Raw genomic sequence first — 15,345 nt, forward strand, 5'->3', positions numbered from 1 at the left:
GATCGAATAACCGATCGGGCGTCACCGAACTACCAAGGCTAACATCAGATCCCGTCTGTACGGCGGACCGCAGGGGCGGGGTCCTCATCTTCTTCGTACTAACACACAATCGCCGACCACTATTTAAGGCCTATGAACCTTCACTTCAAAGGTAGTTAGTACCACACGGGCTACCAGAAAGAGATACGACTATAGAATGGCAATTGAGTTTGCACGTGTAGTGAGGGCAATTCTACGAGAGTCGATTGATGTCCACAGATGCAGACACTTCCGACCACAATAGTTAGCAATCAGCTGCGAGAGTGTCACGTATGGCGAACGATTGTCGATCACGAGCACAAGGGATCTTGTTGGGACTTGCGTGTGGGGACGCACTCGGACGCCCGGTTGAGTTCCAAGGGCCAGACCGAATCAAGCAAACACACGGTCAGGTGACCGAAATGCTCGCCCATGGAACCCACGGGCAGCCCACGGGAACGATCACCGACGACACGGAGATGGCTCTCTGTATCGCTCGAAGTCTCGCAGAACACGGCACATTTGAGCCAGAAGACATCGCCACCAGATTCGTTGACTGGAAGCGGTCGGGGCCGTTCGACATCGGGATCATGACCTCGAGTACACTCCAACGGATCCAGAACGGCGAATCGTGGGACGAAGCTGGCCAGCGTGAGTGGGAGGCAAGCATGGAAGGCAGCAACGCCGGCAACGGCAGCCTGATGCGGTGTGCGCCATACGCCATTGCGTATCGAAACGAGCCAACCGAACTCGTCGACATTAGCCGGCAGTCGTCAGCGATCACGCACGCTGATCCGCGCTGTCAGTGGAGTTGTGCGCTCTTCAACCGGACGCTCGCTAATCTCCTAACCGATGTCGACCAGCCTCTCGAAAGGGTCCTGCATGAGATCGGGTCGGAACTACCCGACGACGTTCGGAACGCCGTTGAACCAATTGAGACCACTCTCCGTGGTGACTCGGCGAACATCTCTCTCGAGAACTCGGGATACGTCGTCACAACGCTCCAAGCAGGCCTGTATCACGGGCTGACTGCCGAGACTGCCGAAGACGCGATTGTCGACGCAGTGATGATGGGTGGTGATACAGATACGATCGGTGCCGTTGCCGGAGCAGTTGCAGGTGCCCGGTTCGGAGAGGGTGCACTGCCCGAGCGATGGCTAACCGAGATCGATGAAGCCGACGAACTACGTCAGTTAGCGACAGGTCTAATTGAACGACAGCATTGATACAGGCTGTGTGGTCGATTAACAAGGGCAGGTAGATCAAGCATGAGGAGCCAGTTTTTCTGCGCCAGGGTGGGCTGAGGCGCACACTCGTGTGCCTCGAGGCCACGAATGAGTACAGACCGACCGCCCGAGAGCGACTCGCATCGAGATCGACCGACAAACGAGTACACGAGCGACCGTGACCGAAGCTATCCAGGAGACATTGCTCGACTGAACGGACACGAACTCGTCGCGATCGACGAGTGGCTACCAGGCACAGAGCCAACACCGTACGAACTCAATCTCACAGATGGCTACGAGTATCGGACACGCTACTGGCGCTGCAGGAAGTGTGGCCAAGAGCGCAACCATCGCGACGAGTTCACCACCCCCTGCGACAACCCCCAGCCACCGACCGCACTCGAGGCAGGTGGATACTCGATCGGCGACCCACGAACGCGCCGTGCACTGAACGAGAAGTTGGACGTCCGCTTTGCGACAGTGGGCCCAATCTACGAGGTCGAGAGTGAGAGTGGTGCTACCTACGAGGTCGATATCGAGGCAACAACGTGTACCTGTCCTGATTTCGAGCAGCGCCAGCCGGACGACGGCTGCAAGCATCTTCGCCGTGTCGACCTCGAGATCCGCACGGGACTTGTCCCTGCGCCAGATGGGACGTTCAGCCGCTGACTGTCGAGTGATCTCGTCACTCGAGACGGTTTCTACCCCCCGAAAGGGGCGCGGGGGCTCGAAGGGAGTCCACCGCAGCAACCCATGAGACAAAGAGAGACAGCAATCGCGTCGACAGCCACTGAAACGACTCGGTTCCTAACTCGAGGGATCGCCAGATGACTGACCGCGATGAGTGTCGGATGCCGACGTGTTCGGAACCTGCTCGCGATCGAGCAGGGTATGCTGGTCGGTTCTGTTCGGACAGCTGTGAGGTCCGCTACGAGCACCTCCAAGCGGATGCTCGAGATGCCGCAGTGGACGAAGCCGAGGATCGGTACTGATGCTCGAGCAGATCGATCACCGTGGCAAGCGTTTCACGATCGGTGGCGAGGACGTCGTCGACGACGTGGCTCGTGAACGATGTCGGCGGAACGAACTGCTCGAACGACAGGCTCAGCGAGAGATCCGTGAACTCGAGCGTGCGAAAGCGGTCGCCGGATCAACGGGTACAAATCCAGATGTTGAGGTACTCGAACGATGATATCGAACATTTCGGGTCTACAGGTAGTATAGAAGAAAGCCCAGAACATGGACTCAGAGCCGATATAATGCCATTTGAAGCACTGGAAGGCGGTTCGTTCAGCGTGGTTCACGTTTGATGCTTGGCGAACTATCAATGAACTGGATTAGTGCTCATCACACCACTGCGAAGGGCTGCCGACAACCACGGTCAAGCTTCGGAACTTGTAACGAGGTTGAAAAATCCGTCTATAGCTTCGGAAACGGTGGAGGGGGTATTTGGACGAAACAACAGTCGCCGATGCAATCTGTTTATTCAATAGTCACGAGACTGACCAATATCAGTGATGGTTGAGTTTTTCCGAGCAGAATTATACGCTGAACAGGCGCAATACCATGGCCTTCAGGCCGTGGATACGCGCCGTCACTTAGTGACACGTTCCACCGACAACTGCAGAGCCCGAGTTTCCAATCCGTACTCTCAAGTGAGAGGAATCCGTACAAAGTGGCAAGGTCAGGTCGGAACGGAGCGGATTCCGAACGACCTTCGGAGGTCGTTCGAGAGAGCTTTGCTCTCTCGTGACTGAGCGAATCGGAGATTCGCGATGTCCGCGAAACCTTCGGTTTCGCTTGATGACGAAAATCTATGATTTTCGAACCACGGTCTACCCGCCAACCCAATGAGACAGTATTCGAAACGCCGACGTGGTGAACGCGAATCCTCGAAGGATTCGTCCCTGTGCCCGTCAGCCTGAGCAAGCCCGACGATAACTCCAAGTCTGTTAACGCGTCAACAACTCCCTGCTGGCAAAAACAACAGTTGGGAGTCAACGACGCTGAGGATAGGAGTAACGGCGGTTTGGCACCGCCTGTCAGCCACCGGCCACGATGGCTGGGTTAGACACGAACTCCCGTGAAGTGGCGGCGTCCATGGTTGCAAACCTGAAACTCCCACCGCTCGGGATTCCTCCGCGTTTACGCGGAGGAGGATGTCAATACTAGAGTTTTTTATGAACCACCGCAATTCGTAATGGAGCTCTCTCCGCGATCTCCAGAACTCTTGAGCGAGCCCGGACCCTCCGTCGTTTCCGGAGCTTTCAGCGACTACCGAACTGTTCCAATCACCGAAGCTCCAGACTCAATAATCAGAGATATCTGACTGAAGAAGATTGTTGTCATTAGCCATCGACTGAATGATGTCTGCCACTTCTTCAAACCGGTTCGTCGAGAGAAGAACCTCGAGAACTGCGTTTAACGGGACATCAAGCTCATACTCGTGATAACGACCGGCTGAGAGCCCTTCGTTCCGTTCATAGACGTTGATGAGGCCAAGCATATTCATATCTGAAAGGTGATCGCGAACACGCCGTTCGCTCACACTATCAGCATCAAGTCTATCACAGATCTTCACATACCGTTCGTAAAGATCGCGAGATCGGACAGGAACTTCGTTGAGCGCCTGGCGATAAGCGAGTGCACAGAGGACTGCATGCCCCTGTGTCGTGAGTTCTTGCATCCCTTCATAGAGTTGGTTCTTCTCGAGTTCGTCTTGAGCATCCCGGACGTGCTCCTCGGTCACGATATCGGCATCTTCAGCCTGAGCCAGTTCTCCAGCTTCACGAAGCAGACGGATCGCCTGTCGGGCCGATCCAGTGTCCTGAGCGGCAAAGGCTGCACAAAGCGGAACCACGTCTCCATCGAGGATGTCATCATAGAACGCTTTTTCAGCGCGTGGTTCGAGAATCGAGCGCAACTGGTTCGCGTCGTATGGCGGAAAGAGGATTTCCTTTTCAGCGAGTGTGTCCTTGACCTTCGGCGAGAGATTATCCCGAAACTGGAAGTCATTGCTGATACCGACGATCACAGGGCGAACGTTGCCGACATAACCGTTTGACCGCGCTCGAGGAAGTCCATAGAGAATATCATCGGAGTTTCCAATGTTGTCGATCTCGTCGAGGACAATGACAACGGTACCACCGAGTGCATCGAGTTCTTCGTAGAGGATATCAAATACACGTTGCTGGGAATAGCCAGTAGTACTGATGCGGTCTCTGTTCTGGCTTGTACGAAGCTCGTTTACGAGTGCGACTGCGACTTGGTAAGACGAGGACAGGTTCTCACAGCTGACCCAGACGGTTGAGAGATCAACATCATCGTACTCGGCAGCATCGTTCTCCAAGTGCGATAGCATAAATTTCGTCGCGACGGTTTTTCCCGTTCCCGTCTTTCCGTACAGGAAGATGTTCGATGTCGGACGGTTATCGATGATCGGTTGGAGAGCTCGTTGGTATTTCTCGAGTTCCTCGTCTCGTTCACGGATATCCTCAGGCTCATACGAGTCGTCAAGTGGTTCGGCATCCGCGAACACTTGACGATCTCGCTGGAACATCCCCATGAGAGATTACAATACAACATGACATGATAAAGCCACCGCTTCCTTAGCTTCCGAAGCGTCCTAAGCTCAGATACTTATAAAACAACCCCATACCACCATTTCCTAAGCCCTTGTACTTTATAATACACCCTCACTCCACTGTTTCCGGAGCTTTCGTTTGAAAAGGGATCCCCTCTTTTCGAGAGAGTCTATTAGAAGAACAAGATTTAAATGAAAGTAAGTGAAACAGTAACCGCACTGCCGGATCAACTACACTATAGATATATTATATGTTTTTTCTAGTAGTTCACGATATGTGGATCATAGGACCTTCCGGTAATATAAACCTCTTTTCTAGTACTACCACCTCCTTTGTTTGAGATAGCTTCGGAAACGGTGGAGTGAGGGTTCTCGGAACGCTCCCTTAGCAAAAGCTCCGGAAACGGTGGAGGGTTGTCCTCCTTTCACTCACTGCGGATCTGTTCCGGTCTTCTCAATGAGTATCCCCAGGTGAACTACCCTGCCCTACTCACTGCCTTCCACAGCTTCTTGAGATTGGGGATACAGCACCCTCACCGTCACCGCTAACATTCGACTTACAGATTCTCACGGCAACTTACGCGAAGCTTCGGAACTGGTGGAGGGGTTGAGGCTCCTCTGTCTATAGCTTCGGAAACAATGGTGTGTATTATAGACAAACCACCATCTCCGATGCAATCACATTCTCCAATAATCTCTGGCCTGAGGTGGTCTCAGTGCCGATTGCTTCGGAAATAGCGGAGGGGTAAGACACAATCTTACCAAACATTTATTCTGGTACTGACTCTGTTGTTTGGTAAGACAATGCCAACTTGTCCCGAGGCTCCCGATTCCCTTCCACAGTACCTCGCTGAGGGTGTCCCGAAGCAAGACGACGAGAGTTTGCAGGCTCTCCAAGACTGGATCAACGAACTGCTCGCATATCGACGGGACATCGCCACCGAGGACATTGACGCCGGAGAGGACGAGTCGATCGAAGCCGTCAAAGAATCGAGCGAAGGGACCGTAGTGATCAAGAAGGTAAGCTGTGGCAAAGACAACTGCAAATGTCAGCGTGGCAAACTGCATGGTCCGTACAAGTACGTTGTCCGTCGTAAGGGTGGTAGCCTCAAGTGGGATTACAGAGGTCCAATATCCGAATGAAAATCCGTATGGGTTTCACTATGGCTGCTCCTAGGATCGGCTACTGATTCGTGCGGCGTCGAACTCGTGAACTCGAGGTGCTCCCTCTGGGTCTTCAAAGGTCGTTGGACTGACAAACAATACGCGAATCTTGAGAGCACGAAAATAGGATAACGATGGCTTGGTCCGTCGCGAAAAACTAACGCTGCGCTGACTGACTCTCCAAATCTTCACTCGGTCTCGAAGCCCCAGCGTTCGAGTTCTTCAGCAACGATTTCTGGCCGCCGCATTGCAGCGACATACGCAGCCTCTCGAACGTCCGTTTTCGAGACGCTGGTCCCAAGTTCGTCTTCGACCGCGTCAACGAGTTTTCCCTCGACATCCTGGACGCCGCTGCGAAGATAGAACTGGACCATATCTCGGTCCTGCTTGACATTATCTCGCGTATAGACCCAAGGAATGCCGCCATCATCACGGCCTGATTGAGGGAGCTCTGGCACGACTTCGTCGTTAGCAGCCTCGACTACTTCCTCGATAGCGGTATCGTCAGTGATCATTTCATCCTCGGGTTCCTCTTCGAGGGCATTATCGACAACGTCGTCGACGTCTTCCTTCTCGTTCTGGTCATCCGTGTTGTCGACGTTATCGCTAAACGGATCGCTGCCAGCACCTTTCTTCATCGTTCACCGACCTCTGTGATCTCTGCAGCCAGTTGCTCTAACTTCTCGAGCGTCTCCATCTCATGGTCGCGTTTCCGATCACGGTGGTGCTCAACGTAGTAGCGAGGAGTACACTGCTCTTTCCAGCAGCCTTGGAATAGCGACTCCCGTGTACGAATCGCGACCGGTGCTGGATAGCCCCGGTTACGGATTTCCTCGAGGTACTCCTGTTGGTCACTTGTTCGACCGATGCCGTTTGGAACTCCCGCAAGAACTCCGATCTCGACCTGCTCATCGCCGTTCGAGATGGTGCCTTCAAGGCCGTCGACGAGTTCTTCGAGGCCGTAGATACTTTGCATTCCTTTCCCCGTCGGCTCGATCGGGATCACTAGCGATCGCGTCGCGTTCACTGCGTTGTAGAGGTGTGGTCCCGCAGTTGCTGGCGGATCGATGATGATTGTGTCGTACTCGTTGGGGACGCCAGCTTCGAGGAGGACACGTCGTAGCTGATCGGTTGGATCAAAGTCCTCGTCGAGATCGGCGGCCATCTGCTCAGCTCGAGTCAGGAGATCACCGAGTCGCTCCATCATGTTGTGGCTTGGGACGACATCGAACCCGAAATCAGTCTCGAGGATGAGTTCGCTGAAGTCGCCTTTCGGCCGGTCAATCAGATGACGAGCCAAATTGTCTGCATCGCCATCGTCGCGTGGGGCATCGACACCGAGTAAGTGAGTTAGCGATCCGTACTGTGGATCAAGGTCGACTGTCAGGACGTTGCGACCGACGCGGGTGTGTTCGTCAGCGAGTGATGCAGCAAGTGTTGTCTTTCCAACGCCGCCAGCCTCCGAATACGTGGCATAAGTAAGCATGTATTATCGGATGAACTGATTGATTATAGTTTTTCGCTAGTCCTCCTGAATGGGCTTATTGATTGGCCTAACCGATTAGCCTATCTAAATACACCTCTTTACTTAGACGCCGGCATAGATCCTGGCTTCAATTGACGGGTCTCTGTCCAACTGACTTCCCGAATACTGTTCCAAGACTGCTTCTGCTGCTTCTTTGAGCAGTTATATGTAGAACAGACCGCATCTGAAACTGACTAACACATCTCTCGTAAAAATGAAGTTTTATAGATGGGCTAATGAGTTGGCCTAACCGATTATCCTATCTGAATGGTTTGGTTCTATGTCGCCATAATCCTAAAAGAGAAAAACCATCTGGATGGTCTAATGAAATGGCCTAACCAACTAGTCTAATCGAATACCTTCCTGAGAACACGATTAGGAAATCATTCACACAGGGAAGGCTGACTATCCTTCATCTACCATTTCGATCCATGAGTAATAGTGATCGGTCTATGACTGGAGTTGCGTGACAGTCGAGTCGATTTCGCTTTTGGTCGGTTCGCCGGTAAACTCGACAACTCTATCGCCTACACCGAAGGCGTATCTCTGGTAGGAGACGTCGACGTGAATCCAGCATTCGATGTCAGCGTCTGTCGAGTCATACTCGCCCTCACTTGCGTTCTCTCCTTGCTTCAGCACATCAAGTAGGTATTCTTCGATACGCGACGCGTTCGAGATTCGCAAGAGATGATCGGCAGCGATGTTGTCCAGCACCTCTGCTGGGGTTCCATATCCCTCGCCTACGAGATAGAACTCGCCATAGTACTCGTGTGACTCGATCTGAACACAGAGTGTATATGTTTCAGCCATATCTGTAGTTGACAGAGACCATCCATCAGAATGCCTATTCATAAATCGCTACCCAAGAGTATCTGTACCGATGGCTCCGTGAGCAAGGTTTAGTCCGGATACTGTACAACTACGTCATATGTCTTCCACTGCCAGTTGGCACACGATCCGTGACGAAATCGCAGACTTAGAACAGCGTATCGATGATCCTACCAGTTTCCACACAGGAACAGAGTTCCAAAGATGACTGCCTACCGTTTTCGCATCAAATTCGATCCGGATCCTACATCGCTGTGGCGGGATATCGTCGTCGGCGCAGACAGAACGATCACCGAGTTGCAGTCGGCGATCAACCCCGCAGTCGGACTTGATCAGGGCCACCTCTGGTTCGTTGGAGAGGATGAGGACTACTGGGACAGTGCTGTCAAATACCAGTGTCCGCAGGAATACGAGGAGTCACTCAGTGGCGACCCACTGTTGCGTACCGAGCGGATCGAGAACGCTGGAGACGTGACGATCGGCGAGATGACCCGCCAACTCGGGCTCGAACAGTACGATCGCATATGCTATCTGTATGACTACGGCGATGAATGGCGGTTCTACGCCATTTTGAAAGAGGTCCTCAGCGACGAGCCGAGTGACAAAGAGCCGGCCATTGTGAAAGAGAAAGGCGATCCAATCAATGACCAGTACGATCCGCCGGAAACCGGTGAGAGCGATCCTCCCCTTCCTGAACCTCTCTATTCAGTGCTCCCCGAAACCGCTGTCCCTGTTGCGGATCTTCGTGAGCTGGAAGAGCGCGATCGTGTCGTCCACGTCATTCCACTACTTAGTCTCGAAACTGGGTTTGGGGCAGTCTGCGAGCGGTTCGCAATTCAGTTTGAGGACACGGGGTACGTCATCGAAAACTTTCAGCCGGGATGGCAGATCGTTGAGGAAGTTGATGGAGTAGACAAGACTGAGGAAGAACTTCTAGCAGCCCTTGCGGATGCAGTGCGTGAGTGGCACGCTGAAATCGCGGAGATCTCTGGTGCAATGACGGGACAGCATTTCGACGAGGAGACTGTCGAAGCGATGCATGTCGAACTGGAAGCAGAACTCGAACGCAAGGGGTATGGACATCTTTAAAAATCATTTCGGCGTGAGAATTAGGTACGAAACCTGATTCTGCTCATGCTCGAGAGCTTTCACATACTCGCTCTCGTGCGCGCGAAACACAATCTATGTCTATGGAGAATTTGAGACCCTGAACTTGTGGTCGCCGCGCGAGATACAAGTTGAGACTGGCCATTCCAATGCATACGATTTCGTCTGGATCGACTTTGATTAAAGAATGACTGGGTGAATCTTCCGTTAGGTAATATTGCGGAGTGACTATTCGATTTCTAGCTGGCCACTGCCGCTGCCCTCCACATTGGCGTTCTCATCCCATTCGAGTTCGAACTCGACACTTAATTCAGTCATATTGCCAGCCGGGCCTTCGCGTTCAGCTTTGATCTCAAAGGTCGGTCGGGCAGGAGGATTCAGTGTTACAGACTCGGAGCCTGCTTTCAGGCTGATAGCGTTTCCGTTGTCGAGATTGTCCGCGACTTTCCGAAGGTACGATGCAATCTCTTCTCGACTCTGGTCGCTTTCCGATTTGAACAGAACTTCTTCAGGCATACTGAACGATACGTTGCCTGCCCCGATAAGTGAATCCCCTGTACTTATCGAATTAGGATGCCCGCACAGTAGGTGTGAGGGCCGTTCTATAACACCCCAGCTAGCCGTCTCAATGCATACGGTTCTCGAACCGGTTCGTGGCCAATAGTGATTCCCCCTTCGGTGTTTTCGTAGCTTTCACTCCTAACACTCTTTACAGCGGATGACGTACCCCATTCAACGATGTCCATCGATCGAGACACCTTCGAGAACACGAGCGAAGACGAGCTCGAAGAACTCTCCGTGCCTGATCAAGTCCTCGGATTTCTCGCCGCCAACCAGGATCGGGCGTTCAAGGCCCGCGAAATCGCCTCCCAGATCGGCGTCGACGAGGGCGCAGTCAGCACCGCGCTCTCACGGTTGAAGGACCGTGGTCTGGTCGAACACAAGGCGACGTACTGGGCGGTGACTGACGACGCTGAGCGCCTCGACGGATACAGCGGGTACGAACGAGCAACGGCTCTGTTCAACGACCAACTCGGTACAGAGGACAAGGAAGCGTGGCGCGAGCACGCACCGCAGGAACCCCACCCGAGCGTCGAGGACGAACAGTGACCGACGAAGAGACACCGATTTTCGAGCGGGGCGACGTCGTCTACGGTGATGATCCATTCAAAGGCGAGGAAGAGGCTCGGCCCTGGCTGATCCTCTCGAACCACGAAGGCCGTCCGTTCCACGGCGACCAGTATATCGCGCTAACGTTGACGTCGAAATCCTGGATGGACGGCCTCATCGACATCCCTGAAGAGCGTTGGCTTCGTGGTGGGATGCCGGATGAGAGTCGGATCGTCCCGTGGGGCGTCCAATCGATAGATCACGAGGACATCGACTTCTGGCAGGGCCGCCTTGACAGTGATCTTGTTGACGAGGCGGTGACTGCGCTCGTCGAAGAGCTACAATAGCTTCTCCGATGGTTTGTTCGAGTCGCGATTTGGTGAAACAGCTGTGGGTAAGTCTACTTATGGATCAGAATTGAACGGGGCCTCGCCTTCTCGATAATAGACGAACTAATACACAATAGGCCAACAGATAACGAGCGCCGCGATACTCAACGGGGTCGTTGAGGACTATCATAACGGCTGTCAACGGTATGGTGGTTTGTAGAATTTAAGATCCGCAACTGTCGGTCGCCGCCGGGAAAAATCTATACAGCTGTATTTGGTTTATGGAGTGTGGTTTTGTACGCTCGAGTACCCGAGACTCCCGAAATCGCCAGCGAGAGCCGTTTCAGTATTCACTTGTCTAAATAAGAGTTTACCCAAGGGACTTTACGAGGGTCGACACTGTACCCCACATACGAATGTCTGGATCAATGGACAGACGGGGTTCCTCCGGGGACACGACCGTCCACGACGCGATCGACGACTACCTGCGCTACAAGATCAACGCTGACGGCTCGGTCACGACTATGCGCTCGCCACTCGAGTCGTTCGCCGACCACTGTAAGGACGACCGCGGCGTCGAGTGCGTCGGTGAGTTGACCGACCAGGATATCCGCGCCTACAGCGAACACCTCTACGACCGCGTCAAGATCGACGAGGACCTCGCGGCGTCGACGGCGGGCAGCTACTTCGCCTACGTGCGCGCGTTTCTCTCGTGGTGCGTTCGTGAACAACACCTCGAGCAGAACCCGGCGAATACGAACACGGCGATGGACCCACTCCCCGAAGACGACGGCAAACGGAAAACACAGTACTGGTCCGACGAGGACCGAACGCAGCTCGTCAACTACGCCACCAAGCGCGTCGACATGGCCCTCGAGGGAACGATCCGCACCGATCCGAAGGCGGCGCTGCGCGACCGGGCGATCGTGGTCATGCTCGACGGCACCGGCGCTCGTGGGGCCGAACTGTTCGCTGATCCGAAAGACGAGAAACGTAACGGCCTCCGCTGGTCGGACATCGATTTCGAGGAGCGGATGATCGAAGTGTACGGCAAGTCCCGCGAGTACGAGGAAGCGCCGTTCCCCGCGAGTGTCCACAGCGTTCTCGAGCGGTGGTACGACTATCTCGAGCCACCGACCGACGAGTGGCCTGTCTTCCCGACTGGCCACTACGGGTCGAAAGAAGACGTGTTGACCGATGCACTCGGCGCAAAACGAGTGAACGCAGCACTCGAGAGCAGGGGTGATGCGGGAAAGACCGCGGTTCTCGACCGGCTACACCGTGAGCATGAGGTCCCGCCGCCGTCGATCTCGAAAGAGGGCGTCCGCCGCCTGTTGAAACGGCTCACAGACGAGGCGAATATCGACCCCGACGGCGACTATGACTATCTCACACTCCACGGCGCACGACGGGCGTTAGGCCGCGACCTGTACGCCGAAGGACTCTCCGAAAAGGCCCAAGAGGCGTTACGTCACAATTCGATCGAAACCACGCACGAAGCGTACAGCGATATCAGTATGAAAGACGTGTCCGATACGATCGACGACGTGCGTGGCTAGCGCCGAAAGGATTCACCAATCAGGAGAACACGATCTCGAGTATGAGTCGCGTTCCGATCGATGATACACTCTCGTCAGAACTGATTGCTGAAATCGAAGCCTCGCTTGACGACGACAAGACGATCAATGAGTGGGTCGAAGACGCTGTTGCATCCTGACTCGAGGAAACCGAGTAGCTATTCTCGCAGGATTTGAACCACTCGCTTAAGACGGGTTAGAAGTGACTCTTTCTCATCGTTCTGACGCACTTTCAACGCCGTCTGGTAGTGTCGGTAGGCTCTCTCGAAGCGCTCGCCTTTCATGATCGTGTTGCCCTCACGTCGAATCACGTTGGTGTCCTCGAGCACGTCGAGGTGGGTCTGCTGGAGCGCGACATAGACATTGTGCCGGTCCGTCGAGCGGTCTAAGCCGTCGATCAGTGCCCCGTGTTCTAATTCCGTTACTCGAGTCACCAACTCGCCTTTGTCAATCTGACCGTGATCGGCGAGCACATCGAGGACGTACCGGCGGCGGGCGTTTTTCAGCGCCGTGAAAATCTCGCCGTCTGTCTCGTCGAACGCTTGCGCGGGGCTCGGAGTGGTTGGCGACATAACATAATCATGCATGGGATATTCAAAAAAAAAACTAGCGGATCAGTGGGTGCCCCTTCGCATGTCAGTAGTTCATGTAGACTGTCTACCCCAATCCTACTCAAAACCGCCTGTCCTCGATAGATTAAACACCGACGTAACGGAATACTACTACGTGGCTGACCTTGAACTCGACTTCGACGACGACATGATCGCTGTCGACGACCACGACCGTCAACAGCGGCTCATGGCAGCCCACGACGGCGACGAGTGGACTATCTTCGAGGGGCCGATCGACGGGCCACACGCCCTCTCGAAACGGGGCAGCGTCGAGACAGCGAATCAGGTCCTCGTTGCTGCATTACAGTGGGTCGCTGAGAACGACGACATGTGAGAGTAGCACTTTTTTATCAAAAAGGTAGATAGCTATTTAATAAATATAAGCCAGACGTGTTTCCTATAGTTGACATCAAAAAGCAAAAGAGAGACTTGAAAGAGGCTGGTTTCGAGATCATCGCTGTCAAAGACGGCGGCGAACGAATCCACGTCAAATGAGATCGGCCTATACTCGCCGTCGGAGCACGAGCGCCGTCAGTAGTCCTGCAATCGATGCGAGTCCAGCCCCGATCCCGAAGCCGGGTGTGCCATCCGCGTTCTCGTCGTCTTTAGCAGCGTCTTCGGTCTCAGTCTCGAGGAATTCACTCATCGCGTCAGTATCGGGTCGTGGGAAGTCGTCCTCCCACTCACCGGCCTGGTGGACTGTCGTCTCGGGCCCGACCACGCTCAACTGCTCGAGATCTGCCTTTGTTGCCGAGGCGGTGTCAATCCCGTCCATGTCGTCGACGTAAACGTACATCGACGTCGTCTCGTTGTGCTGTTCGGTCGCAACGCCACTGACGGACAGACTCTCACTGACTGTGTCGGTAATCTCGCTCATGTTTTCGAACTGTGCGCCAGCTTCGACGCGCACCGTGCCATCCTTGAGCCCGGCGTCGATGCGAGCGACCTTGAGTTCGGATTCGTTCAGCGCCGACACGAACTCTTCTGTTTTCGGGGACATCGTCGTCGACGACTGACTGTTTTGGATCGACTGTGCCCAACTCTTGATCGTCTGTCCAGCCAGATCTTTTGACTCGAGTTTGAATTCGCCGTCCATCGAGAGTTCGTCACCGTCGGTTTCGGCCGTGAGATCGAACGTGACATCGTTCGGCGGCTCGACGTCGCGGGACTCGAGTTCGTCGATGTAGGCGTTCCAGTTTTTGGTATCGCCCGTCATCGTCGCATTGAACGACAGATCACCGGACGATGCTTGTTCGACCGACCCGTCCCAGGTAAATGTCGACTCGAGGTTCGCCGCCTGCTGAGCCTCGATGGATTTTCGCGCATTCTCGAGTTGCTCTTGAGGAAGCTGACCAGTCGTATCGGTTGCTTCCATCAGATCGAACATCGAGAGGGTCAGTTCGTCGTAGTTCGCGATCGCAATATCCCAGTCGGCGTCAACCGTGCCCTCGTTCACGTCCACCATGAACGAGATCGTCTCAAGATGAACCTCAGTGACACTGGTCGCGATTTCTCGTGCTTCCGAGCGGGTCAGATCGGCTGACTCATCTGACACCAGTTGGTCGGTTAGCTGCTCTTCGATACCGCTGTCGACGCCGGTGTACGTAACGGTGTACGCGATCTCGAGCTGGGAGTGGCCGCTCGATTGGTTCTGGAAGTCGTAGTTCGTGATCTCGATCTTGCTAGTTCCGTTGAGACTCGTAGCGAGCATCCCATACTGGCCCTGAAGCGTTTGTTTGGCTTGGTCTCGTGTCTCCCACTGACTCACCGTCCACTGGGACAGGTTCCGTTCTTGGGTAACGTCGACCGTGTAGCCGCTCTTCGTCTCCGTCACGGCCGCATCGACGTACATGTTCGACCCGCTACCCATGGTGTCTGTCTCTGCGAACACCTCACCGTTCGTCTCGAACCGATCCGCAGTCGCGGCGATTTCGCCGCTCGTACTGACTGTCCCAGCACTCGTATTCTCGCCGTTGAACGACCCAGACATCTCCGCGTTGAACTCGTTGGCGTCTTCGGAGACCTCTCCAGAGACGTCAACAGTGAGATCTTTGAGATCGTCCGGCTGCTGCATGACCATCGATCCGTTTCCGGAGAGGCCCTGCTGGTTGAGGATCGTCGAGAAATTCGCTGATTCTACATCCTCGTTTGGGTTCTCGACGTCATCAACGACAAGCATGTGAACCAAACCTTCACTGACGTCCATACCCACGTCGATCTTATCGAGGTCCTCAGAGTCGTTCTCATAGTGGAGGACGGCGCTTCCG

At 54.3% G+C, this 15,345-nt stretch carries 17 protein-coding genes; 10 read left to right on the plus strand and 7 right to left on the minus strand.

The window, feature by feature from the left end:
- Positions 1 to 311 precede the first annotated feature (311 nt).
- The 4 genes from BSG09_RS17475 to BSG09_RS17485 all read left to right on the plus strand — a co-directional run bounded on the left by BSG09_RS17475 (position 312) and on the right by BSG09_RS17485 (position 2,436).
- On the plus strand, positions 312 to 1,244 hold the full coding sequence (locus BSG09_RS17475; protein WP_092935394.1) for an ADP-ribosylglycohydrolase family protein: 933 nt from the start codon (positions 312 to 314) through the stop codon (positions 1,242 to 1,244).
- Between the two features lie 108 nt (positions 1,245 to 1,352).
- A complete protein-coding gene (locus BSG09_RS17480; protein WP_092935396.1) occupies positions 1,353 to 1,913 on the plus strand; it encodes an SWIM zinc finger family protein in 561 nt (186 codons plus the stop codon).
- Between the two features lie 158 nt (positions 1,914 to 2,071).
- A complete protein-coding gene (locus BSG09_RS20980; RefSeq protein WP_175542248.1) occupies positions 2,072 to 2,236 on the plus strand; it encodes a hypothetical protein in 165 nt (54 codons plus the stop codon).
- A complete protein-coding gene (locus BSG09_RS17485; RefSeq protein WP_092935398.1) occupies positions 2,236 to 2,436 on the plus strand; it encodes a hypothetical protein in 201 nt (66 codons plus the stop codon). The genes BSG09_RS20980 and BSG09_RS17485 overlap by 1 nt, the downstream gene beginning before the upstream one ends.
- A gap of 1,116 nt (positions 2,437 to 3,552) precedes the next feature.
- Here BSG09_RS17485 and BSG09_RS17490 read toward each other — a convergent pair.
- Entirely contained in the window at positions 3,553 to 4,809 is a 1,257-nt protein-coding gene (locus BSG09_RS17490) for an orc1/cdc6 family replication initiation protein (RefSeq protein ID WP_092935400.1), read from the minus strand.
- 822 nt (positions 4,810 to 5,631) lie between these two features.
- On the opposite strand from BSG09_RS17490, the gene BSG09_RS17495 reads away from it, so the two are divergent.
- The gene (locus tag BSG09_RS17495) at positions 5,632 to 5,970 is read left to right on the plus strand and encodes a DUF6788 family protein (RefSeq protein ID WP_092935428.1); all 339 of its coding nucleotides are present in this window, start codon (positions 5,632 to 5,634) and stop codon (positions 5,968 to 5,970) included.
- A gap of 209 nt (positions 5,971 to 6,179) precedes the next feature.
- On the opposite strand, the gene BSG09_RS17500 is transcribed toward BSG09_RS17495, so the two are convergent.
- From BSG09_RS17500 to BSG09_RS17510, 3 genes are all read right to left on the minus strand, one after another.
- Complete coding sequence (locus tag BSG09_RS17500) at positions 6,180 to 6,629, minus strand: hypothetical protein (protein WP_092935402.1); 450 nt, start codon at positions 6,627 to 6,629, stop codon at positions 6,180 to 6,182.
- The gene (locus tag BSG09_RS17505; protein WP_092935404.1) at positions 6,626 to 7,477 is read right to left on the minus strand and encodes a ParA family protein; all 852 of its coding nucleotides are present in this window, start codon (positions 7,475 to 7,477) and stop codon (positions 6,626 to 6,628) included. Before BSG09_RS17505 ends, BSG09_RS17500 begins: the two co-directional genes overlap by 4 nt.
- A gap of 489 nt (positions 7,478 to 7,966) precedes the next feature.
- A complete protein-coding gene (locus tag BSG09_RS17510; protein ID WP_092935406.1) occupies positions 7,967 to 8,326 on the minus strand; it encodes a hypothetical protein in 360 nt (119 codons plus the stop codon).
- 222 nt (positions 8,327 to 8,548) lie between these two features.
- Here BSG09_RS17510 and BSG09_RS17515 point away from each other — a divergent pair, with 222 nt between their 5' ends.
- Positions 8,549 to 9,433 carry an IS1096 element passenger TnpR family protein gene (locus tag BSG09_RS17515; protein ID WP_092935408.1) on the plus strand — a complete coding sequence of 295 codons (885 nt, stop codon included), beginning with the start codon at positions 8,549 to 8,551 and terminating at the stop codon, positions 9,431 to 9,433.
- A gap of 246 nt (positions 9,434 to 9,679) precedes the next feature.
- Here the strand turns inward: BSG09_RS17515 and BSG09_RS17520 are convergent, their stop codons facing one another.
- Positions 9,680 to 9,967, minus strand: coding sequence for an amphi-Trp domain-containing protein (locus BSG09_RS17520; RefSeq protein ID WP_092935410.1), 288 nt, complete (start codon positions 9,965 to 9,967; stop codon positions 9,680 to 9,682).
- Between the two features lie 222 nt (positions 9,968 to 10,189).
- Between BSG09_RS17520 and BSG09_RS17525 the strand changes: the two genes are divergently transcribed.
- From BSG09_RS17525 to BSG09_RS17535, 3 genes are all read left to right on the plus strand, one after another.
- Positions 10,190 to 10,561, plus strand: a complete 372-nt coding sequence (locus BSG09_RS17525; RefSeq protein WP_008015529.1) for a MarR family transcriptional regulator — start codon at positions 10,190 to 10,192, stop codon at positions 10,559 to 10,561.
- Entirely contained in the window at positions 10,558 to 10,908 is a 351-nt protein-coding gene (locus tag BSG09_RS17530; RefSeq protein ID WP_092935412.1) for a type II toxin-antitoxin system PemK/MazF family toxin, read from the plus strand. Before BSG09_RS17525 ends, BSG09_RS17530 begins: the two co-directional genes overlap by 4 nt.
- A gap of 398 nt (positions 10,909 to 11,306) precedes the next feature.
- Positions 11,307 to 12,449: a tyrosine-type recombinase/integrase gene (locus BSG09_RS17535; protein ID WP_092935414.1), complete on the plus strand. Its 1,143-nt coding sequence runs from the start codon at positions 11,307 to 11,309 to the stop codon at positions 12,447 to 12,449.
- A 176-nt stretch (positions 12,450 to 12,625) separates the two neighbouring features.
- Here BSG09_RS17535 and BSG09_RS17540 read toward each other — a convergent pair whose 3' ends face one another.
- Entirely contained in the window at positions 12,626 to 13,039 is a 414-nt protein-coding gene (locus BSG09_RS17540) for a DUF7344 domain-containing protein (RefSeq protein ID WP_092935416.1), read from the minus strand.
- A 154-nt stretch (positions 13,040 to 13,193) separates the two neighbouring features.
- Between BSG09_RS17540 and BSG09_RS17545 the strand changes: the two genes are divergently transcribed.
- Positions 13,194 to 13,412 (plus strand): hypothetical protein, encoded by a 219-nt coding sequence (locus BSG09_RS17545; RefSeq protein WP_092935418.1) that lies wholly within the window; start codon positions 13,194 to 13,196, stop codon positions 13,410 to 13,412.
- A gap of 168 nt (positions 13,413 to 13,580) precedes the next feature.
- On the opposite strand, the gene BSG09_RS17550 is transcribed toward BSG09_RS17545, so the two are convergent.
- Positions 13,581 to 15,345 (minus strand): hypothetical protein (locus BSG09_RS17550; protein WP_092935430.1); only part of this gene is annotated, 1,765 nt, incomplete at its 5' end.

Source organism: Natrinema hispanicum, assembly GCF_900111485.1.
GTDB lineage: Archaea > Halobacteriota > Halobacteria > Halobacteriales > Natrialbaceae > Natrinema > Natrinema hispanicum_A.

What these genes read in the sequence shown, in the direction of transcription:
- BSG09_RS17475 (WP_092935394.1), top strand. Translation starts at nt 312, where the DNA reads ATGGCGAACGATTGTCGATCACGAGCACAAGGGATCTTGTTGGGACTT.
- BSG09_RS17520 (WP_092935410.1), bottom strand. Translation starts at nt 9,967, where the DNA reads ATGCCTGAAGAAGTTCTGTTCAAATCGGAAAGCGACCAGAGTCGAGAA.
- BSG09_RS17500 (WP_092935402.1), bottom strand. Translation starts at nt 6,629, where the DNA reads ATGAAGAAAGGTGCTGGCAGCGATCCGTTTAGCGATAACGTCGACAAC.
- BSG09_RS20980 (WP_175542248.1), top strand. Translation starts at nt 2,072, where the DNA reads ATGACTGACCGCGATGAGTGTCGGATGCCGACGTGTTCGGAACCTGCT.
- BSG09_RS17535 (WP_092935414.1), top strand. Translation starts at nt 11,307, where the DNA reads ATGTCTGGATCAATGGACAGACGGGGTTCCTCCGGGGACACGACCGTC.
- BSG09_RS17525 (WP_008015529.1), top strand. Translation starts at nt 10,190, where the DNA reads ATGTCCATCGATCGAGACACCTTCGAGAACACGAGCGAAGACGAGCTC.
- BSG09_RS17495 (WP_092935428.1), top strand. Translation starts at nt 5,632, where the DNA reads ATGCCAACTTGTCCCGAGGCTCCCGATTCCCTTCCACAGTACCTCGCT.
- BSG09_RS17485 (WP_092935398.1), top strand. Translation starts at nt 2,236, where the DNA reads ATGCTCGAGCAGATCGATCACCGTGGCAAGCGTTTCACGATCGGTGGC.
- BSG09_RS17510 (WP_092935406.1), bottom strand. Translation starts at nt 8,326, where the DNA reads ATGGCTGAAACATATACACTCTGTGTTCAGATCGAGTCACACGAGTAC.
- BSG09_RS17540 (WP_092935416.1), bottom strand. Translation starts at nt 13,039, where the DNA reads ATGTCGCCAACCACTCCGAGCCCCGCGCAAGCGTTCGACGAGACAGAC.
- BSG09_RS17480 (WP_092935396.1), top strand. Translation starts at nt 1,353, where the DNA reads ATGAGTACAGACCGACCGCCCGAGAGCGACTCGCATCGAGATCGACCG.
- BSG09_RS17515 (WP_092935408.1), top strand. Translation starts at nt 8,549, where the DNA reads ATGACTGCCTACCGTTTTCGCATCAAATTCGATCCGGATCCTACATCG.
- BSG09_RS17490 (WP_092935400.1), bottom strand. Translation starts at nt 4,809, where the DNA reads ATGGGGATGTTCCAGCGAGATCGTCAAGTGTTCGCGGATGCCGAACCA.
- BSG09_RS17505 (WP_092935404.1), bottom strand. Translation starts at nt 7,477, where the DNA reads ATGCTTACTTATGCCACGTATTCGGAGGCTGGCGGCGTTGGAAAGACA.